Source organism: Pseudomonas edaphica (assembly GCF_965277385.1).
Lineage (GTDB): Bacteria > Pseudomonadota > Gammaproteobacteria > Pseudomonadales > Pseudomonadaceae > Aquipseudomonas > Aquipseudomonas edaphica.
Genome location: NZ_OZ255725.1, coordinates 6,443,850 through 6,464,530, shown reverse-complemented (window position 1 = coordinate 6,464,530; position 20,681 = coordinate 6,443,850). Strand labels below are relative to the sequence as shown.

17 protein-coding genes are annotated in these 20,681 nt (G+C 59.1%); 2 read left to right on the top strand and 15 right to left on the bottom strand.

What is annotated here, in order from left to right; genetic code table 11:
- Positions 1-543: 543 nt before the first annotated feature.
- Positions 544-1,566: a zinc-dependent alcohol dehydrogenase family protein gene (locus ACQY47_RS29360; RefSeq protein WP_017135574.1), complete on the bottom strand. Its 1,023-nt coding sequence runs from the start codon at positions 1,564-1,566 to the stop codon at positions 544-546.
- A gap of 247 nt (positions 1,567-1,813) precedes the next feature.
- On the opposite strand from ACQY47_RS29360, the gene ACQY47_RS29355 reads away from it, so the two are divergent.
- The gene (locus ACQY47_RS29355) at positions 1,814-2,728 is read left to right on the top strand and encodes a LysR family transcriptional regulator (RefSeq protein ID WP_225933053.1); all 915 of its coding nucleotides are present in this window, start codon (positions 1,814-1,816) and stop codon (positions 2,726-2,728) included.
- A 55-nt stretch (positions 2,729-2,783) separates the two neighbouring features.
- Here ACQY47_RS29355 and ACQY47_RS29350 read toward each other — a convergent pair whose 3' ends face one another.
- The 13 genes from ACQY47_RS29350 to ACQY47_RS29290 all read right to left on the bottom strand — a co-directional run bounded on the left by ACQY47_RS29350 (position 2,784) and on the right by ACQY47_RS29290 (position 17,932).
- Positions 2,784-4,118 (bottom strand): MFS transporter, encoded by a 1,335-nt coding sequence (locus ACQY47_RS29350; RefSeq protein WP_428554285.1) that lies wholly within the window; start codon positions 4,116-4,118, stop codon positions 2,784-2,786.
- Between the two features lie 54 nt (positions 4,119-4,172).
- Positions 4,173-4,934: a 1,6-dihydroxycyclohexa-2,4-diene-1-carboxylate dehydrogenase gene (locus tag ACQY47_RS29345; protein WP_428554282.1), complete on the bottom strand. Its 762-nt coding sequence runs from the start codon at positions 4,932-4,934 to the stop codon at positions 4,173-4,175.
- 10 nt (positions 4,935-4,944) lie between these two features.
- The gene (gene benC, locus ACQY47_RS29340) at positions 4,945-5,967 is read right to left on the bottom strand and encodes a benzoate 1,2-dioxygenase electron transfer component BenC (RefSeq protein ID WP_428554279.1); all 1,023 of its coding nucleotides are present in this window, start codon (positions 5,965-5,967) and stop codon (positions 4,945-4,947) included.
- 10 nt (positions 5,968-5,977) lie between these two features.
- Positions 5,978-6,466, bottom strand: coding sequence for a benzoate 1,2-dioxygenase small subunit (gene benB, locus ACQY47_RS29335; RefSeq protein ID WP_099549814.1), 489 nt, complete (start codon positions 6,464-6,466; stop codon positions 5,978-5,980).
- Positions 6,463-7,839 carry a Rieske 2Fe-2S domain-containing protein gene (locus tag ACQY47_RS29330; RefSeq protein ID WP_428554275.1) on the bottom strand — a complete coding sequence of 459 codons (1,377 nt, stop codon included), beginning with the start codon at positions 7,837-7,839 and terminating at the stop codon, positions 6,463-6,465. Before ACQY47_RS29330 ends, benB begins: the two co-directional genes overlap by 4 nt.
- Before the next feature lie 107 nt (positions 7,840-7,946).
- Positions 7,947-8,894 (bottom strand): AraC family transcriptional regulator, encoded by a 948-nt coding sequence (locus ACQY47_RS29325; protein WP_428554272.1) that lies wholly within the window; start codon positions 8,892-8,894, stop codon positions 7,947-7,949.
- Positions 8,895-9,110: 216 nt separating this feature from the next.
- On the bottom strand, positions 9,111-10,919 hold the full coding sequence (locus ACQY47_RS29320) for an ABC transporter ATP-binding protein (RefSeq protein WP_428557403.1): 1,809 nt from the start codon (positions 10,917-10,919) through the stop codon (positions 9,111-9,113).
- 145 nt (positions 10,920-11,064) lie between these two features.
- Positions 11,065-11,523 carry an Hsp20 family protein gene (locus ACQY47_RS29315; protein ID WP_056859925.1) on the bottom strand — a complete coding sequence of 153 codons (459 nt, stop codon included), beginning with the start codon at positions 11,521-11,523 and terminating at the stop codon, positions 11,065-11,067.
- A 180-nt stretch (positions 11,524-11,703) separates the two neighbouring features.
- On the bottom strand, positions 11,704-12,069 hold the full coding sequence (locus ACQY47_RS29310; protein ID WP_065930162.1) for a response regulator: 366 nt from the start codon (positions 12,067-12,069) through the stop codon (positions 11,704-11,706).
- Positions 12,070-12,092: 23 nt separating this feature from the next.
- Entirely contained in the window at positions 12,093-13,532 is a 1,440-nt protein-coding gene (locus tag ACQY47_RS29305; protein WP_428554267.1) for an ATPase domain-containing protein, read from the bottom strand.
- Between the two features lie 498 nt (positions 13,533-14,030).
- Entirely contained in the window at positions 14,031-14,873 is an 843-nt protein-coding gene (locus ACQY47_RS29300; RefSeq protein ID WP_428554264.1) for a DUF1460 domain-containing protein, read from the bottom strand.
- A 50-nt stretch (positions 14,874-14,923) separates the two neighbouring features.
- Entirely contained in the window at positions 14,924-16,978 is a 2,055-nt protein-coding gene (locus ACQY47_RS29295; RefSeq protein ID WP_428554261.1) for a prolyl oligopeptidase family serine peptidase, read from the bottom strand.
- A gap of 42 nt (positions 16,979-17,020) precedes the next feature.
- Entirely contained in the window at positions 17,021-17,932 is a 912-nt protein-coding gene (locus ACQY47_RS29290; protein WP_428554258.1) for a LysR family transcriptional regulator, read from the bottom strand.
- 114 nt (positions 17,933-18,046) lie between these two features.
- Here ACQY47_RS29290 and ACQY47_RS29285 point away from each other — a divergent pair, with 114 nt between their 5' ends.
- A complete protein-coding gene (locus tag ACQY47_RS29285) occupies positions 18,047-19,261 on the top strand; it encodes an MFS transporter (protein ID WP_169985938.1) in 1,215 nt (404 codons plus the stop codon).
- Here the strand turns inward: ACQY47_RS29285 and ACQY47_RS29280 are convergent.
- On the bottom strand, positions 19,224-20,669 hold the full coding sequence (locus ACQY47_RS29280) for a hypothetical protein (protein WP_428554254.1): 1,446 nt from the start codon (positions 20,667-20,669) through the stop codon (positions 19,224-19,226). The two genes, ACQY47_RS29285 and ACQY47_RS29280, sit on opposite strands and share 38 nt — an antisense overlap.
- Between the last annotated feature and the right edge of the window lie 12 nt (positions 20,670-20,681).

Genomic DNA, 20,681 nt, shown 5'->3' with positions numbered 1-20,681 from the left:
TCGAATGGCCGTACCACAAGCATCCCAGCGATTTGCGGCAGCGCTCCTAGGAATATTCAGACAAGCTCCTACAGCTCTTTAACCTCGAATTTAAAGATCCATCTGACAAATAAAACTTGTCAATTTTCAATCTCCGGTCATGCATCGATCGGAACCAGTCCTTGGCGTGCCGATCACCTCGCGTCCTGATAGCAATGGCGTCACGCGTAGTTGCAGGAAGTACCTGCTGATGAATCAGACAATCATTCATTACTCAGTCCTTGAGTTGAAAGTGAAGTACCAATTATCAGGACTGAAATAATGATTAACAGATACAGAAGCTGGCCGAAAACCAGTTCAGATAGTTGCCGGGCCAAATACGCAGGGCGCAGACACAACAACGCCGCGCTGAATTTCAGGGCGGCGGCGGGAAAAAGGGCATCGTTTGCGGGACCGGACGGCCGTTGCGCGTTTCAGACAACGCGCGGATTCAACCCTTTCAAATGGCGCATTTGCCCCATGCGCCGAGGGTTTGTAAAACTCATTTACGAATCTTCCTACACCTCAAACAGCCTCAACCTGCAACGCAACGCGCTCGCGGCACGGGCATTCGTCCATGTAACGGTGTGCTTCTACAAACTGGTTGAACGCAAACACGGTGGTTTTCAGCGGCACCAGCACGCGATCGGCCGTCAGTTGGTTGATGTCACGCAAGGCGCGTTGCAAGGCGACGTGGTCCTGAATGATGCCCAGTTCCGGCTTACCGGTGAAGTTACCGATACAGTGTACGAAGAACTGGATGTTCTTCTGGAACGCTGCACAGGCCGGGAACGGCGTCTGGTTGCCGCCTTGCAAACCGTAGAGCACCAGGCTGCCACGGGGCGCCAGCACATCACCGAGCAATGACATCTGCGGGCCGCCCAAGCCATCGAACACCACATCCACGCCGCGGTTATCGGTGAACTTGTTGATTTGCATCAGCAGGTCCTGCTCTTCGGTGACAATGACCTTCTCGGCCCCCAGCGACAGCAGGTATTCACGCTCGGCGCTGTCCTTGGTGGCGGCGATCACGCGCACGCCCAGCGCCTTGCCCAGTTGTACGAACGAAGGGCCGGCACAGTGGCTGGCGTCAGTCACCAGGGCAAACTGGCCGGGTTTGACCCGCGCCAGATCCATATAGGCAAAGTAGGCGATCAACAGCGGCGTGTAATGCACGCTGGCTTCAATCGGGCTCAGCACATCCGGATAACGGGTCAGCGCCGAACGCGGCAGCACGATTTGCTCGCCATACACGGGGTAATCATTGGGGCTCTCGGCCGGAAAACTGGCCACCTTATCGCCCACCGCCAAGTCATCTACGCCCTCACCGAGGGCCACCACCACCCCGGCCATCTCATGGCCAAGGCCGGACGGCAGACGTGCATGGGAAGACGCCAGGTTCTGGCGCCACAGAATGTCATACCAGCTGATGCCAATCGCTTCGACACGCACCTGCACTTCGCCCGGTGCGGGCTGCGCGGCTGCATGCTCTTCGCATTTGAGCACCTCGGCCGGACCAAACTTGTGAAAACGGATCGTGCGGGACATCGCAAACCTCGTCAAAGTAACCTCTAATGCCATGAACTCTATCTGGGCTTTCCAGGTAAGGCCACCGGTCGCCATTAATAGTCGACATGTCTGTCATTGATTCCGCAACTGAGGCATTTGCCTCAAGTATCGTAGGAAAACTCAATTATCCGGTGCAGAGTACCAGCCTTTCCCCGTAAGATTCATGCCGGTCATTGTTTACATGTGGCCGCTCACGTCAAGTTTGCTGACTCTTCCAGGACACAAGATGAACCGTAACGACCTGCGTCGTGTCGACCTTAACCTCTTGATCGTATTCGAAACCTTGATGCATGAGCGCAGTGTGACCCGCGCTGCCGAGAAATTGTTCCTTGGCCAGCCGGCCATCAGCGCGGCGTTGTCGCGTCTGCGTGGGCTGTTCGATGACCCGCTGTTTGTACGTACCGGGCGCAGCATGGAGCCGACGGCACGTGCCGTGGAAATCTTCGCCCTGCTCTCCCCGGCCCTGGACTCGATCTCCACCGCGGTGAGCCGCGCCGCCGAGTTCGACCCGGCCACCAGCACCGCCGTGTTCCGTATCGGCCTGTCCGACGACGTTGAATTCGCCCTGCTGCCACAACTGCTCAAACGCCTGCGCGCCGAGGCGCCTGGCATCGTGCTGGTGGTGCGCCGCGTCAACTACATCCTGATGCCGGGCCTGCTGGCCTCCGGCGAAATTTCCATCGGCGTCAGCTACACCGCCGACCTGCCGGCCAACGCCAAGCGCAAAGTGCTGCGCCGCAGCCTGCCAAAACTGCTGCGCGCCGACAGCGTGCCCGGCGCCCTGAGCCTCGACGACTTCTGCGCCCGCCCTCACGCCCTCGTGTCCTTCGCAGGCGACTTGAGTGGGTTTATTGATGAAGAGTTGGAAAAACTCGATCGCAAACGCCACGTGGTATTGGCCGTGCCGCAATTCAACGGGCTGGGCACACTGCTGGCCGGCACCGACATCCTCGCCACCGTGCCGGATTACGCCGCCGAAGCACTGACCTCCGCGGGCGGTTTGCGCGCCGAAGACCCACCGTTGCCGGTGCGCACGTTTGAGCTGCATATGGCGTGGCGTGGGTCGCAGGATAATGATCCGGGGGAGCGGTGGTTGAGGTCGCGGATTCAGATGTTCTTTGGCGACCCTGACAGTCTCTAGGCGTCTTCTGGAGGGCTCGAATGCAACTGCCAGAGCAACGCCGACGGTTTGGCCGTCACAGCGCCGGGGCAGCGGGCATTGCAATACGGGTGCGCCGCTCATTCAGGGCAAATACCGTCATCGCCAGCGCCGCAATCGCGCCGGGGATGGCAAAGACCATGAAATTCAGTTGCAGAGGCAGTTCGATCGCCATCAGCGCGCCGCCCAACAGCGGGCCGACAATCGCGCCATTGCGACCGATGCCGGACGCCCAGCCCAGGCCTGTGGCGCGAATCGACAAGCCGTAGAGCTGCGCAGCCCCCGCGTACAGCAGGATTTGCGTACCAATGGTGGTGGCGCCCGCGACGAAGATCAGCAGGTACAGGATCGGCATCGGGCTGTTGATGCCCAGCAGGCTGATCGAGACCATGGCCGCGGCGAAGAAGCAGATCACGACTTTCACCAGGTTCAGGCGGTCGCCCAAACGGCCGCCGAGCAGCGCCCCGGCCATGCCGCCCAGGTTCAGCGCGATCAGGAATGACAGGCTCGACCCCAGGCTGTAACCGGCGCCGGCCATCAGCTTGGGCAGCCATGAACTCAATGCATAGACCATCAGCAGGCAGCAGAAAAACGCGACCCAGATCATCGCCGTACGTACCGCCAGGCCATGGCGGAACAGCTCTACCACCGAGGCGCCTTTACCGTTGCTGTCGACGATCACCAGTGCATCGTCGACCTCGATCCTGGTGCCTGGCGACAACCGATTAAGCAGCGCGCGAGCCTTGTCTTGTTGGCCCTGGCGGATCAGGAAGCCGATGGATTCTGGCAGCCAGTACACAATCAGTGGCAACAGCAGCAGCGGAATCACCGCCACAAAAAACATCGACTGCCAACCGTAGGCCGGTAGCATGAAAATCCCCACGCTGGCGGCGAGCATGCCGCCCAGGGAATAGCCGCTGAACATGAAGGCCATCAAGGTGCTGCGCAATTTCTTCGGCGCGTATTCGTTGATCAGCGCCGCCGCGTTGGGCATCAACCCGCCGCAGCCGAGCCCGGCGATAAAACGGCAGAGACCGAACTCGGTTGGGCTGCTGGCAAAGCCATTGATCACGGTGGCCAGACTGAACAGGGTGAAACAGAACACGATGCCTTTCTTGCGCCCGAAACGGTCCGCCAGGGTGCCGAAAATCAACGCGCCGAACATCATGCCGAACAGCGCATAGCTGCCCAGAGCGCCAGCCTGCAACGGCGTCAGCCCCCACTCGCGCATGATTGACGGCAGGACCACGCCGTAGATAAACAAGTCATAGCCGTCAAAGATCAACAGCAAGGCACACAGGCTCACGATCAACCAGTGGAAGCGGTTGAACGGGGCATTATCGATAATCGAATGGACATCATGGCTACGCATGGCAGTGCTCTCTTTATTGTTGTTGTGAGTCAGTGTCAGCTGATGGAAAAAGCCTTAGCCGAGGTCGCCGCCGCCCACCGGCAAGGTCACGCCGGTGATGTAGGAGGCCTCGTCGCAGGCCAGGAACAGAATCGCGCCAGCTTGTTCGTCGATGCTGCCGTAGCGTTTCATCGGGCTGCTGTCGAGGGTCTGGTCGACGATCTGCTGGTACCACACACGCTCTTGCTCGCTCTGCGGCTGGCTGTTGCGCGGGATCCGCCGTGGCGGTGCCTCGGTGCCGCCGGGCGCGGTGGCGTTGACCCGGATCCCGCTGCCGGCAGTCTCCAGGGCCAGGCAGGCCGTCAAGGCATTCACGCCGCCCTTGGCCGCGCCATACGGCACGCGATTGACCCCACGCGTCGCCACGGAAGACACGTTGACGATGGCGCCCGCGCCCTGCTCCAGCATGTAGGGCAGCACGCAATGGCAGCACCACAACGTAGGGAACAGCGAGCGGCGCACTTCGGCCTCGATTTCAGCCTCGGCGTAATGTTCGAAAGGCTTGGCCCAGATAGTTCCGCCGACGTTGTTGACCAGCACGTCGATGCGCCCGAAACGCGCCGTGGTGGCGGCCATCACCCGCGCGCACTCGCTGTAGTGTTCCAGGTCGGCGGTCAGCAGCAGCGCTCGCTCATGCTGCAATTCATGCACCAGCTCAGAGCGATCCACTGCGACCAGCCAGGCGCCCTCCTCCAGCAAGCGCTCGGCGACACGCCGGCCGATCCCTTGGGCAGCGCCGGTGACCAGCGCGACCTTGTTGTTAAACCGTTGAGTCATGCGGCAGTCCTCAGGCGGCATCGCACGTGGCGACGGCGTTAGCGGTGAATTTCTCGTAATGGAAGCTGGTCGGGGTCACGCCCTGCTGCTTGAAGTGCTCGCGCACCGCATCGACCATCGGCGGCGGGCCGCACAGGTACACGTCGACATCGCCGCCATTGAGGGCTTCGTCGGCCATGTGCTGCGTCACATAGCCCTGGCGCGGGTGAGTGGTGTGCGGATCAGCCACGCAGGTCACCAGGTTGAAGTCGGGCAAACGCGCGGTAAAAGCCTGCAACGCCTCGACCATCACCAGGTCCTGATCGCGCGTTACGCCGTAGATCAAGCGGATTGGGCGGGTTTCCTGGCGCTGCGCGAGCACTTCAAGCATCGACAGGAACGGCGCCAGGCCGGTACCACCGGCCAGTAACAGCAGCGGCCGCGCCACCTCACGCAGGTAGAAACTCCCCAGCGGGCCGGTGATCGCCACGCGGTCGCCCGGCTGGGCGTGCTCCAGCCAGCTGCTCATCAACCCGCCGGGCACGTGCTTGATCAGGAAGCTGGCGTGCGTGTCGCCCGGGCGACTGCTGAAGGAGTAAGCGCGTGTCTGCCCACTGTCGGGCACGCTGATATTCACGTACTGGCCGGGCAGGAATACCGGCGCCTGGTCCAGCTCGAAACTCACCTGCAGCGCGGCATCGGCATGTCGGGTGATGCCGGCCAGCGTCGCGGCAAACTGTGTGGTGCCGGTCTTGCAGGCGCTGGACGGCACCGGCACGGCGATCACGCAGTCGGACTGCGGCACCATCTGGCAGGTCAGTACCTGGCGCGCCTGCGCTTCGTCGGCGCTCAGCGCGTCGTCGATATAGTCGTCGCCCAAGTCGTAGGCGCCGGTTTCACAGCGGCATTTGCAGGTGCCGCACACACCGTCCGAGCAGTCCATGGGCAGGTTGATGCGTTGGCGGAAGGCGGCATCGAGCACCTTTTCCCCCGCCTTGCAGTCGATGAAGCGGGTCACCCCATCTTCGAAGTTCAGAGCAATGGCATACGTCATGGCGGTGTCCTCAGATATGGTAGATGTCGATGACCTGGTGGATGTAGTCGTTTTTCAGCACCACCTTCTTGCGCGTGATCAGCGGCTGCTCGGCACGGATGTCGAGGCGATAGAAGGAGGTACCGAAATAACTGTCGGTGGTTTTGTAGCGGTGGCTGAGGGTGTGCCAGTTGAAACGCAGGTCCACCTGCGAGCCATCGTCGGCCAGCACTTCGAGGTTGCACAGCATGTGCACGGTGCGTGGCTCGGGGGTGCTGGCGCTGGAGCGCTCGGTCTTGATGCGGAAGATGCGGTCTTCCAGACCGTCACGGCTGGGGTAGTAGATCAGCGAGATTTCGCGCTGCGGGTCTTCGGTGAGGGTGTCGTGATCGTCCCAGGCGGGCATCCAGAACTCGGCCTTGGGCGAATAGCAGGCCAGCCAGTCATCCCATTGGCGGTCGTCGAGCAGGCGCGCTTCACGGTAGAGAAAATCCAGCAGGTGCTCACGGGCAAGGCTCATGGCTGCACCTCGCGGTCGCTGGCAATCAGCCCTTGCTGTTCGCGCTCTATCGCACGCTGCAGGCTTTGGGCCCAGTGCGCATGCTGGCGCACAAACAAGCCCTCGTCCTCGGTCTTGACCCCGCTGAGCTGCGGTTGCATACCCATGGCCAAGGCATTCTCATCGGCCCCTTCCACCCACTGTTTGGCGCCACGGCTGAGGTCATTCCACAGGGTGCTCGCGCCCTGGTAACCGGTCTGGCAGGCGCGGAACTCCTCGAGGTCATCCGGGGTGCCCATGCCGCTGACGTTAAAGAAGTCTTCGTACTGGCGAATCCGCGTGGCGCGCTCCTGGGCGCTTTCGCCGACGGGCGCCATGCAATAGATGGTCACTTCGGTTTTATCCACGGCGAGGGGGCGCACCACGCGGATCTGGGTCGAGAACTGGTCCATCAGGTACACATTGGGGTAGAGGCAGAGGTTGCGGGTCTGGTCGACGATAAAGTCGGCGCGCGCCTGGCCCAGGCGTTCGGCCAAGGCCTCGCGGTGAGCGTGCACCGGGCGCACTTCGGGGTTGAGCAGGCGCGTCCACAGCAGGATATGCCCGTGGTCGAAGGCGTAGACGCCGCCCAGGCTTTTCGACCAGCCATTGGCGTCGACGGTGCGCGTGCCTTCGGCCTCGTAGTTGCGCCGGCCCATGGTCGCCGAGTAGTTCCAGTGCACCGAGCTGACGTGGTAACCGTCGGCGCCGTTTTCGATTTGCAGCTTCCAGTTGCCGTCATAGACATAGGATGAGCTGCCGCGCAGCACCTCCAGGCCCAAAGGCGCCTGGTCGACCATCTGGTCGATGATCACGCGGGTTTCGCCCAGGTAATCGCGCAGTTCCGGCACCGCATCGCTGAGGCTGCCGAACAGGAAACCGCGGTAGCTTTCAAAGCGCGCCAGGCGCTTGAGGTCATGGGAGCCGTCGCAGTCGAAGCTGTCCGGGTAGGCGCCGGTCTTGGCGTCCTTGACCTTTAGCAGCTTGCCGGCGTTGCTGAACGTCCAGCCATGGAAGGGGCAAGTGAATGAGCCCTTGTTGCCTTGTTTGCGCCGGCACAGCATGGCGCCGCGATGCGCGCAGGCGTTGACCAGGCCATGCAGCGCGGCGTGTTTGTCACGGGTGATGACCACCGGCTGGCGGCCGATCCAGGTGGTGAAGTAATCGTTGATCTCGGGCACCTGGCTTTCATGGGCCAGGTAGATCCAGCCGCCTTCGAAGATGTGTTTCATCTCCAGGGCAAACAGGTCGGGGTCGGTAAAGATGTCGCGGCGGCAGCGGAACACTCCGGTGGCGGGGTCTTCCTGTACGGACTCGCGCAATTGGCCGGCGAGTCGGTCGAGTGTACTGATCATGGGGCGGGCCCTCCGTTGTTCTTGTATCAGGCGCCCTCACCGTACGTGTTCGCCCTGCGCGTCAATATCCGCTGCCTGCACATCGTTATCCGCCAGGCGCACGTCGCTTAACGATGGCGTTTGAAGGTCTGCGACGGCAGTTCGCCGAAGCATTTGCGATAGGCCTCGGCAAACCGCCCCAGGTGCATGAAGCCATGGTCCAAAGCCACCTCGGTCACGCTGCGCGTGCTGCGCAGTTGCAAGCGTGCGTGCACGCGTTCGAGCTTGCAGCGGCGTACATAGTCGCGCGGCGACAGCCCCACCTGGCGCGCAAACAGGCTGTACAGCGAACGTTCGCTGACGTTGGCCACCGCCATCAACTGCTCGACGCTGATGTCATCGCCCAGGTGCTGCTGGATAAATTCGCGCACCGCTTCAAACCCACCGCCGTGGGCCGCCTGGGGGATCACCCGCAACACATTGCTGCCCAGCAATGCCAGCAGCTTGTTGGCCACGATGCGTTCATACAGACCCTGCGTGTGGGGCTCGGCAGCGTTTTCCGCCTCATGGCAGATCAGCCCGAGCAACGGCAGGAAGCCGCCCATTTCACTGAGCGCGTGGCGGGCCGTCGCGAAGCGGATACCCACCTGCGGCAGGCTCCAGTGCTGCTCCAGGCAGGCGTTTTCCAGCAGGCGCACCGGCAGTTTGATGATGAATTTCTCGCAGTCGGCGGAATAGGTCAGGTCTACCGGGTCGTCCGGGTTGATCAGCAGGATTTCCCCCGGCCCGAACACGTGATCCTCACCACGGGAGCTGGAGCGGCAATGCCCGCTCAACAGGATCTGCAGGTGATAGATGGTCTCCAGCGCCACCGATGTGACCCGTACCGGTGCGCCGTAGCTGATGCGGCACAGGTCCAGGCTGGCGAAGGTGCGATGGCTGATACTCGCCCGTGGCCGGCCCTTGGGAGGCAGGCGAATGCAGTGGCTGCCCACATGCTGGTTGACGTAGTCCGACACCGCGTAGGCATCGGCACCCCGGAAAATCTGGCTGCGCTCACTCAATAGCACGGTCATGGTTGCGACTCTTTTATAGTTATTGGGCTCAGGCTGACGCGTGGGTACGGGGGCGTCCAATATGGAAAAAGTCTGAAGGGATACCCTGGAGGTATTGTCGGGCGTTCTGCGCCAGGGTTTCAGCGGTGCGCCGGGGCGCGCAGGGCTTGGGGTGAGCATGGCGTGCTAAAATTTTGAAACAATACGCTTGGCCGGATTGGACGGCCGCTCGGGTACCTAGCGATACCCCCGCGCCTGAACATCGAACAACTCGGCATAGCGCCCACCTGCCGCCATCAGTTGGTGATGGCTGCCCTCCTCCAGGATTCGCCCGCCGTCCAGCACGATGATGTGGTCGGCATTGCGCACGCTGGAGAAGCGATGGGAAATCAACAACGTCATGCGGCCCTTGGCGTGTTCGCGAAAGTGCTCGAACACCGCCGCCTCGGCGCCGGCGTCCAGCGCGGCCGTCGGCTCGTCAAGAATCAGCAGGTCCGCCTCCTGGCGCATATACGCGCGTGACAAGGCGACTTTCTGCCATTGCCCACCCGACAACTCCTGGCCGCCAAGCCAGCGCCCTAACGGTGTGCCGTAGGCCTTGCTCAGACGCTCGATGAATTCGGCGGCCACCCCTTGTGTGGCGGCCGCGCGCCAGCGCGCCTCGTCGTTCAGCGCATCGACGTCACCCACGCCAAGGTTCTCGCCGACGGTCATCTGGTAGCGGATGTAATCCTGGAAAATCACTCCGATGCGCTGGCGCAGTGTCTGTTCATCCCAGTCTTGCAAGTCGCTGCCATCCAGCAGAATGCGCCCCTCGTGCGGGGTATACAGGCGCGTGAGCAGTTTGATCAGGCTGGTTTTGCCCGAGCCGTTCTCGCCCACCAGGGCCAGGCTTTGCCCCGGCGCCAAGTGCAGGTTGATGTCAGTCAATGCCGGCCGCTCAGCGCCGGGGTAACTGAACCCCACGTGCTCGCAGCGCAGACCGTCGCCGGGACGCGCGCCCTGGGTAAGCCGGCCACGCGGCACGACCACAGGGGTCAGCAGGTACTCATAAAGGTCCGACAGAAACAGACTGTCGTCATACAGGCCGGCAATCGCGCTGAGGCTGGCGGTGATCGCGCTTTGCCCCTGCTTGAACAGCACGATGTACATGGTCATCTGGCCCAGGCTGGTCTGGCCGCGCACGGTGTCCAGCACCACCCAGGCGTAAGCCACATAAAACGCCGCGGTGCCCAGCAGGCCCAGGGCAAAGCCCCAGGCATCCCGGCGCACCGTCAACTGGCGGTCTTCGGTGTACAAGCGCCGGGCGTTGTCGCGGTAGCGCTTGAGGAACAGCGGCGCCAGGCCGAACAGTTTGACCTCTTTGGCGTGGGTTTCGTGGGACAGCAGAGATTCCAGGTAATTCTGCTGACGGGTCTCGGGCGCGCGCCGGTGGAACAGGCGAAACGCATTGCCCGAGAAATGCGTCTCGGCGAAGAACACCGGTAACGCGCCGACCACCAGAATCACCAGCGCCCACGGCGAAAAGTGCACCAACAGCACGGCAAAGCTGATCAGCGAGATCAGGTTCTGCACCAACCCCAGGCCCTTGGTGACCAGGCTCAGCGGCCGTGTCGACGCGCCCTGGCGCACGCGCACCAGCTTGTCGTGGAACTCGGCGTCTTCAAATTGCAGGAGTGAGAGGGTCTGGGCTTTCTCCAGAATCATCAGGTTGACCTTCACCCCCAACTGCACCCGCAGCAACGATTGCTGCATGGACAACGCACGCTGGGCGGCGGCCAGCAGCGCCAACACGCCCGCCTCGGCCAGCACGTACTGCATCACTGGCCACACGGGCGCCTGGCTGCCGGCGGCATGAATCTGCATCGCGTGCACCACGCCATCGACAATACGCTGGCCGATCCAGGCAGCCAGCGCAGGCAACAGACCGGCAATGATGGTGGCCAACAGCAGGCCTATGAATAAGGGCCGCGACGTGCCCCACACCAGCTTCAGTGCCCGGCGCGCCTGGATGGAAAACGCGCTCAATCGATTCAACAGCACCATGAATGGCATGGACTCCGTGTGGGGGGCTGGGGTTAGACGGGTGGATTATGGCAGGCGATGGCGTTGCGCACATCCAACGACGAGGCAACGGGAGATTAATTAAAACAGAAGAAAAAAGGCGCTCCGCAGAGCGCCATAAACACACTTATTGCAGGCTTACTTGACGCTGGTCTGGCTTGCCGGCAGTACCGATCTCAATACGTTTTGGCTTGGCTTCTTCGGGTATAACCCGAAGCAGCTCGATGGCTAACAGGCCGTGGGTGAGCGCTGCACCTTGCACTTCGATATGGTCAGCCAGCCGGAAGGACAAGCGGAAGGCGCGTTGCGCTATCCCTTGGTGCAGGTAAGTCACCTTCTCGTCGTTTTCACGTTTTCCACCAGAAACGCTCAATACGCCATTTTCAACCTGAATGTCTATGTCCTCCTCAGTAAGCCCTGCCACTGCAATCACAATGCGGTATTGATCCTCACCATGCTTCTCCACGTTATGCGGTGGATAGGTATTACCAGCCTCACTACGAAGCGCTGATTCAAACAGGTCGTTGAAGCGATCAAAACCCACAGACTGACGAAACAGAGGGGCCAAAGAAAGAGTAGTAGCCATAGTAAATCTCCTGAGTGTTCTCCAAGTGATTTAAGACGCGACCCGTTTGCGGCATCGCGTAGAACCGAAAATAGGTACTACCAAAACGTTTTCAAGAGCCCCTCGAAAAATTTTTTCAACTCGATTGTTTAGGCAGGCGGGGCCCGATCCCACGTGGCTCCGGGCAGGTAGATGCAGTACTCACTGATCAGAGGCGAGCAGCTTTTTAACTTCGGCAATGATCAAGTCGATGTTGAATGGTTTCGACACTACCGCATCAAACAGATCCGATCTCTGCATGCCGATGTGTGCCTGAGCACCGCTCATCAGGATGATCGGCAATTGATTAGCGCAAGGGAGGGCTCGAACGGCTGTGGCAAATTCCAGGCCGTCCATAACAGGCATCATAAAGTCGGTGATGATCAAGGCAGGCCTTTCTCTATCCAGCACTTCCAGTCCTTTTCGACCATTGCTGGCAGTCACCACCATGAACCCCTCATCCTCCAGTGCGAAGCTGAGAATGTCAGCGATCAAATACTCGTCATCGACGACCAGGATGGTGGTCATGTTAATTCAACCCACTCAAAAGCTTAAGAAAGTGAACCGGGCGATGTCCCAGTGGGGGCTGAAGGTTCATGTCTCGAAGCCTTTTTCAGGAAAACATCGCGATCTTGGATGACAACCTCAAATCTGGAGGGGTCATAAGAGCTATCTCGTACCTTAAGAATGGAAAGCGTCCTGCTTAGTTCAGAGTGATTCTCAGAGAACCGCATCAGCATCAAGTTATCGACGATGCTGGACAGATCAGAGTTTGGCGCGCTGACCTCGGAGCCAAATAGATCACGCATTTCCCAGGACGCGAATACGGTTACGCCCCTGGAGCGCAGTTCATTCATCAGCGCACTCAAGAAGTCAGTAATTCGCGCCGGATTTGTAGAAACTCGGGTCATACCGCTGAGGCTATCGATGAACAGGCGTTTGATGCCCTTCTCTTCTACAAGACTCAACAAGCGTGCGCCTAACCCATCCAGTAACCCCTCAGTCGTCGGCTGCCAGGCAATGCTCAGGGCACCGCTGTCCTCCATGCCTTGGATATCGATACCCAATGATTGGCCTTTGAGTCGCAACCGTTGCGGGCTTTCATAAAAGCCAAAATGCAGTCCCGGAGCATCCACCGTCGACTCGGCCAGAAATTTCAGGCCCAGCGTCGTTTTACCAATGCCGGAGGGGCCCATGACCAGAGACACGCTGGAACTGTAAAGGCCGCCCCCCAATATGCCGTCCAGCGAACCAATGCCACTGGCAATACGCGTCATGTCGGCGCTGTCGGGGGCGGACGGGTGGCTATAAAGGCTTTCGAGACGAGGGTAAACCACCAAGCCATTGTCGGTAATCTCACACTCATGAAGGCCTGTCATGGCTCCACTGCCGCGAGTTTTACGCAGTTGAATACGACGTACCGAGCGAGTGCCAAACAGCTCTTCGCCCATTTCAATGACGCCATCAACCATGGTGTGCTCAGGGCTGCCGTCGTCGAGACGGGAGCTGGTCAGAAATAGCACCGTGCAACCGGCGAAAGCGGCGTGCCCTTGCAACTCGGAAATGAATTTCTTGGTGTCGATGTGCGAGTCGGCTTTTGAGCGAGCATTAAGCAAGCCGTCTACCACCATCACTGTAGCTTTTTGGCGACTTATCTCGCGCCGAAGCAGTTTTACCACCTCGTCCAGCCCTTCGTTTTCCAACGTATCAAACGCGCTGACAAACTGAATGTCGGCGCCCACTTTGGACGCGTCGAAAAAGCTCAGAGTAGAAAGAAACTGAAAAAGACGGTCGTGTGACTCGGCCAGCAGTGTGGCGACCAGAACCCGGCCTCCATTGTTCGCATGATGGAACCCAAGTTGGTTGGCCAGGATCGTTTTGCCAGACCCTGGTCGCCCCTGGATTATGTAGGAGGCGCCCGCGACAAGCCCTCCCTTGAGCAGAGCGTCGAGCCCTTCGATTCCACTTTGGAGGCGTTTTAGCTTTTCCACAATGCGACCCTGATCTGAAAAACAGGCTGTTTAAGCCGAGTGGTGGGAATGCTAACGCCATTTACGCTTTAGAGCCATTCAGACCTGAAGCATGGTGGGCGAATCAGCGGGGATGGAGTTCCAGATCGTGTCTCCCCATGCACCCATTCGCAGGTGGCGGCGGTAAAGACCTCACCTTGACCTTGTGGAAGTGCACCACCATGCCGACCCCGCGCCTATGCAAATCGACACGAGTGTCACTAAGGTCGGGCGCCAGTCGGATGGCGGTTGGCAACTTCAGAAGCACGCAAGGTCGCACTGGGCGGCAGATATCTCATAGGGGCGGTATCCAGCGAGTCATCGGAAAGGCGCGTACATGAACGTTAACTCATGCAGCAGCCAAACTTACTGTAAACGTCGCCTCCCTGACGGGACAGTGGCTCAATTGACACTGAATGCTCAATGATGGGAAGGCTTTTCGGTGTACTGGATCCGGAACGCCAACAGGGCGATGAGCCTTTACTCCTTGGCCCTCAGCACAACAATCCCCGGCGTGTTAGCCACATACGTAAGAAACGGCGAATCCACCACCTTCTGGCTGCCTGAATGCGAGGACGCATTGCGCAGTACGGGGCCTTTGTCCGTCATGATAAAGAACCCCACATGGGTCACATCCAGCCCGGCCAAGGGCGTATAGATGCCAATAAAATCGCCCTCGTGCAGGCGATTGATGACCTTCTTATCGATAAAACCGGCAGGAATGTAGGTGACCGTACGCTGGACCACCGGCAGGCCAGGCAAGTAGGTACTGCCGTCGGCTTTTTGGTTGAGGCGTTTTTCGCGGCGAACGGCATGGGCACTTATCTGCGCGGTGATGTCTTCAGCCGGCTTATACGTGCCGCTGTAGGCCCAATCCGTGTAGAAGTGCTTACGGCTCAGAAAGTCGAGATCGCCATCAACATAACGCGTGCGCAGCAGGTTTTTCATAAAGTCGGGTTGTGCTGCCGATTGTCGCAGGGCCTCGACGTAATCCAGGTAGGTAAAGCAATCCAGGCCTCGAAAATCGACTACCAACTGTTCGGGCGTGCTCAGTGAGCCCTGTAACTTGTTGGCAACATAAGGCGTGCCTAAAAAGGCCTCCGAGATCAGGCCGATCTGTTGGCCCGCGGGAAGCAACCGGTAGTTTGGACGCTCTTGGAGAATCGCATTGAGCTTCTCAACGGTGTAAGGATCCAGCGTCGCACCGGACGTCAGCGCTGCATTTTGCTGACGTTCGAGCGCATGATTTCCAGTGGTTGCCCCCGACGAGCCGCAACCCGCCAACAGCATCGACATCAAGATAAAAACATAGGGTGTGCGCATCTGACTCTTCACTTATCCAAGGGGCATCCGATCATACCTGCCAGCGCAAGTCAGCCGTGGCCGGCGCTCAAGCGCTCCCACAAAAAGCCGTAGACCAGCGCTTTCATGTACGCACTCTGGGCATTATCCGCCGCGCCGCCGTGGCCGCCTTCGATGTTTTCGTAGTACGTCACGTCCTGGCCGGCATCGATCATTTTGGCCGCAAGTTTACGGGCATGGGCCGGGTGTACGCGGTCATCGCGGGTCGAGGTGGTGAACAGCACCGGCGGATAGGTCTTGGCCGGGTCGAACAGGTGGTAGGGTGAAAACGTCTGGATGTAGGCCCATTCTTCAGGCACGTCCGGGTTGCCGTACTCTTCCATCCACGAGGCGCCCGCCAGCAAGTGGTGATAGCGCTGCATGTCGAGCAAAGGCACCTGGACGACCACGGCCGCGAACAACTCGGGGTATTGGGTGAGCATATTGCCGGTCAACAGGCCGCCATTGCTGCCACCTTGCACGGCCAGGTGTCGGGGCGAGGTGATGTTGCGGTTGATCAGGTCTTGCGCCACTGCGGCAAAATCCTCATAGGCGCGCGCACGCTTGTGCTTGAGCGCCGCCTGATGCCAACGCGGGCCGTATTCGCCGCCGCCGCGAATATTCGCCACGGCATACACACCGCCTTTGGACAGCCAGGCGCGGCCCAGCCCGCCGGAATACTCCGGGCACAGCGACACTTCAAAACCGCCATAACCGTAGAGCAAGGTCGGCGCGTTGGCGTTGTACTGCAAGCCCTGTTCGTGCACCAGGAAATACGGCACGCGGGTGCCGTCCTTGGACACGGCAAAATGCTGTTCAACCTCATGCCGGCTCGCATCGAAGAACGCCGGCATGGCTTTGAGCACTTCAGGTTGCGCGCCAAGGTCGGCCAGTGACAGCGTGACCGGCGTGAGAAAACCTCGGGTGACCAGCCACACGGCGTCGCTGTCATCGCTGTCGACGGCGCTCACATCCACGGTCGCCATCGCCGGCGCGCCGATAAATGCGCTGTGTGCCCAGCCTTGCGGGCCTGGCGTCAGCACGCTGAGGCGGTTTCTGACGTCCTCCAGCACGTTGAGTACCAAGTGGTTGCGGGTCCAGTCCATGCCGGCCAGCGAGGTGCTGTCCGATGGCACGAACAACAGGTCGAAATCCCGCGCGCCGGCCATGAAGCGTGCAAAGTTGATCGCCAGCAACGAGCCGGCCACATAGCCATCACCCACCGCCCAATCATCACGCAATTGCAGGAGCAACCAGTCTTTGTGCACCGACTTGTCGGCCGAGTTCGGCGCATCGATTTTGCTCAGCGTGCCATCCGGGGCGCGCAGGTACAGTTCGTTGTTGTAGAACGCCAGGGTGCGGCTGACGAAATCACGCTCGTAGCCCGGTGTGCTGTCGTGCATCGCCGCGATATACATATCGTCGTGCCGGCCTTCGTAGACGATCGTCGCGGCACTCAGGGGTGTACCGCGCTGCCACTGCTTGACGATGCGCGGGTAACCCGAGCGGGTCATGCTGTCTGCACCGAAGTCGGTAAACACATACACGTTGTCGTGGTCGATCCAACCCAGCCCGCCCTTGGATTCGGGCAACTCGAAGCCGTCATTGACCCAGGCTTTTTCGACCAGGTCGAATTCGCGCGTGACACTCGCGTCCGCGCCGCCACGGGACAGTGCGACCAGGGCGCGTTGATAACCAGGGTGCAGGCAGTCGGCGCCGTGCCAGACCCAATTCTCACCTTCCAGGGCATTCAACGCGTCGATATCCAGCACGGTTTCCCAGGCCGGTTGCGCCTTGCGATATTGCGCCAGCGTGGTCCGCCGCCACAGGCCGCGAGGGTGGGCGGCGTCGACCCAGAAGTTGTAATAGTGGGCGCCGATTTTTTCCACGTAGGGGATATTGCTGTCCGAGTCGAGCACCGCCAGCAGGTCGGCTTGCATGGCCTTGAAAGACACGGATTCGGCGAGCCGGGCGTGGGTCTTGAGGTTTTGTGCGCGCACCCAATCCAGCGCCTGCGTGCTGTCGACGTCTTCCAGCCAAAGGTAAGGATCGTCGCCCGTGGAAGGCGGTGTCGGGAGGTTTGGCATCTGCGCATCCTGTGGAAAATTTGTTCGGAAAATCAATGAGTGTCACTCAACCGCGCCCAACCCTGCAACCAGCACCTCCACTACCGCTCGCACCTTGGGCAACGCGTGGCGGCTTTTGACCCAGGCGACACTGATGCCCATCCCTTCACTTGCCCATTGCGGCAAGACTTGCACCAGCGACCCGTCCTGCAAGTGTTGCTCAATCAGCCACGACGGCAGTTGTGCAATACCGCAGCCGGCCAGCGCAGCCATCTTCAGGCCGTTGCCATGGCCGATCACCAGTTGCGGCTGCACGTGGCTGTGCAGTGTCGCGCCATGTTCGCCGGCGTGCTGCCAGTGGCTGACGCGACCATCGACCCAGCCGTAGGCAATGCACTGATGCTGTTCAAGGTCACGCTCGGACTGTGGGATGCCGTGGCGAGTGAGATACGCAGGGGACGCACATAAAACATGCCACTCTCGGGTGAGTATTTGGTGCCCTACCGTCTCCGGCCAGGCCGGGGCGTCGCCTATGCGCACGACGATATCCACGCCTTCCTTGAACGGTTCGACAAAGCCATCAGAGAAGGAGATGTGTGGGGTCAGCAAGGGATGAGTGTTCAGCCACGGCAGCAGGATCGGCAGCACCTGCGCCTGGCCAAATGCGCCGGGCAGGTCAATGCGCACACACCCCCGCAGTTCGGTGTTTTCAGCCTGCAGTGCCCATTCGGCTTCTTCAAGGTCGGCTAACACGCCAGTGCAGGTGCGCAGATACGCAACGCCGGCATCGGTCAGCGACAACCTGCGCGTGGTGCGGTGGAACAGTCGGGCACCCAGACGGGCTTCCAGGCGCGCAATGCTTTTACTCACGGCCGAGGCGGTCAGGTTCATTTTCCCGGCGGTCGCCGTAAAGCTGCCGTGCTGCGCGACACAGACAAATACATCGATGCCCTTCAGGCGCTCTGAAGAAAACATGCACAGCCCTTATTCATGAATTGAGTTCCTGTGTCTGGATAAAAACCATCCTAAATCAGAACTCGGTTCAAAGGTAAGCTGCTTGTACTCTGATAAATGGACTCTGAGGCTCGAATGCTGGCCACGCTGAAAAACTACCCCGCCACCCTCAACCTGCTATTGAGCGCCTCGCTGATACTGACGCTCGCCCGCGCAATCACCCTGCCCTACCTGGTCATCTATTTGTCGAGCCACTTTGGCTTGAGCATCGCCGATATCGGCTTGGTGATCGGCAGCACACTGATCATTGGCTCGCTGCTGAGCCTGTATGGCGGCTTTCTGGTGGATCGGATGAGCAGTTACCGGCTTATCCTGCTCTTCTGCGGTGTGTTCACGCTGGGCTTTCTCGGCGCCCCTATCGCGCCTGCGCTCTGGCTGTTTTACCTGTGCCTGGTGTTGGTGAACCTGGCGTATGCGGTGATTGATATCGCGGTAAAAGCCGGGTTTGGCAGCCTGCTCCCCGTTGATCAGCGCAGTGAAGCGTTTTCGATCAAATACACGCTGACCAATATCGGTTATGCCGTCGGGCCGTTCCTGGGCGCGGGGTTGGCCGCCGTGGATGCCAGCCTGCCGTTTCTGATGTCAGCCGGGCTGGGTGCCGGGTTCTTGTTTATTTACTTCGTGTGGGGCGACAGGCGTTTGGAGACGGCCCAAGCAAACCAGCCACCCGTAGCGTTCCTGGCGGTCGCCACACTGCTGCTGCGCGATTACCGCCTGGTGTGCTTTACCCTCGGCGGACTTCTCAGTGCCGTGGTATTCGGCCAGTTCACGGCCTACCTCTCGCAGTACCTGATCGTCACCACTACACCTCAGGAGACCTACCGGATCATCAGCACGATCGTGGCCACCAATGCCCTGACAGTTATCAGTTTGCAATACAGCCTCGGCAAGCGGATATCCCCGCGCTACCTGAATCGGTGGCTTGCCGCTGGCCTGAGCCTGTTTATCGTCGGGCTGGGCGGGTTTGCGCTGTCGACCACGCTGCTGATGTGGGTGCTGTCGATGGCGATTTTCACCCTTGGCGAAATTATCGTGTTCCCGGCCGAATACATGTTCATCGATAACATCGCGCCCAATCACCTGCGCGGCATGTACTACGCCGCGCAGAACCTGGGCAATGTCGGCGCGGCGTTGGGGCCGGTGTTGTGTGGGTGGGTGTTGGCTACGCAGCCGGCGTACAGCATGTTTTATATGTTGGTGGTTTTTGTTGTTGGAGGTGGGTTGATGTATTTTTTGGGGGAGCAGCTGAGAGTCAGGACTGCAAATTCAGTAGCTGATGATAAAAAGTGACGGGGACTTGATTCATCGACCTTACCTCTTTGTAATAGCGAATATTCGGGTTATCCCGAGAAGAAATGCCCTCAAGCGGTGAAAGCGAATTGCTTTCAAATCCGTCATAAGAAAGCTTTTTTACATAAGCACAGTACTTATCTGAGAACATTTTAAAATTTGAAACTGCCGCATAAACAACGACAAGCACTGAATTGCAACCGACCGAATTATAACGATGAATTTTATTCAAGTGTTCACGAATCACTTTTTTCTCGACCGACATCAATCTGAATGCTTCGATGAGCGCAATATATTTCCCACCTTTATCTTTTATCCAACCATCTACCTCTCCGACCCCCGTGCCCGAGGCAGAGCTACCGCTTCGAGACTGATCATACACCGTCCAGCCTGCGAAACTCATTCGATGCCTCACCAAGGAAACGAGCCAATCGTTAATCATATTTTCCACCATAAGAAGTGGTGTCCCTAGCGACTCTACTGCGCTCGGACGGCTCAGATGCATACGGCGCAGTAACAACTCTTTACCGACATAATCAATCACATCCAGCACATACTCATCAACACTTTCAATGCCATTATTAAAAATTCTTACTTGCTCTACCGCCTGCATATTGCAAATACTATTCCATGCATGAATCGGCTCAACACCCTGCAAAAAAACGCCCGTACCGGCTATAGGAATGACACTTGCTCGGAACAACTCACTCTCAAAGCTCGAGACTTTCGCATTAATTTCTTCAGGCAGATCGCTATGGCGCATGCGCAACCGCCTCATGCAATCAAGCGCTTCACCGGCACGCCCGGTATTCTTAAGGTATTCCCATCTAAGCAATGAAATTTCAACTCTATCCTGCTGCTGAGTAGACGCGATGCTCCAAAACTTATCGAACACCTCACGGTCGAGTATGCTTAGACTCAGCTTCAAAATATAATAGATGTCCGAATCATCCAGCGACGAAGGCTTCAACCGCTCGTAATGTTGCACCCATTGATGGCAGTACAGTTGAGCATCAAACTTAATCCCCTCTTTTCTTGCCCTTTCAAAGACAGCTCGAACCAGTCCGGTCATATCCCTGACCGCCCGAGACCTCACTGATAAGCGTTCGAAGCGCCGTATTGCGCTTGATAAGTCCACTTCAATCTCAGCTGTCGCCAACAAGTAGTCATTATAGTTCTCCACGACTGAATTGTGAGACTCTCTGTCACGCCTGATCGCCTTCAGCTTTTCAACACGCTCGTCAGCAGAAAGATCAGGGTCATCAAAAACCCGCTTCAACACTATTTGTTCGGTCAGTGTATTTATACGTTCTGCGTGTGACGAATGACTGTGTGCTTTTGCATACTCTAAATAATGACTGGCTATTCCGTGCTCATTATTATTGGCAGCCTTGGTTATCATATCCATAATCTGTGGCAG